This window comes from Acinetobacter sp. NIOH-H-8 (assembly GCF_046635365.1).
In the GTDB taxonomy this organism is placed as follows: Bacteria; Pseudomonadota; Gammaproteobacteria; order Pseudomonadales; family Moraxellaceae; genus Acinetobacter.
In genome coordinates this window covers 1-326 of sequence record NZ_JBHDVN010000395.1, presented here as the reverse complement: position 1 = coordinate 326, position 326 = coordinate 1, and the positions used below count along the sequence as shown (strand labels likewise).

Annotated in this window: 1 pseudogene; it reads left to right on the top strand. The window is 34.0% G+C overall.

The features are described 5' to 3' along the window. Positions 1-326, top strand: a pseudogene (locus tag ACEWB7_RS18820) (IS5-like element ISAba31 family transposase); the annotation flags it as partial.

The following is a 326-nucleotide window of genomic DNA, read 5'->3' as shown; positions in this document are numbered from 1 at the left end:
TGGCAATCCTATTGATTTCATGATTACCGATGGAACCACACATGATGTTAAAGTTGCGCCTGATTTAATATCAACATTAGATTTAAAAGAGACAAAAGTGGTATGTGCAGATAAAGGCTATGATTCAGAACCACTGCGTGAACAGATCAGGAAAACAGGGACTAAAGCGAATATACCAAAGAAAACGAATAGCCAATCGAACAATGACCATATGGACTGGTATTTATATAAAATCAGGCATTTAGTTGAAAATATGTTTTGTAGATTAAAGCAATTTAGAGGAATAGCTACTCGATATGACAAGCTCAAAAGAAATTATCAAAGTT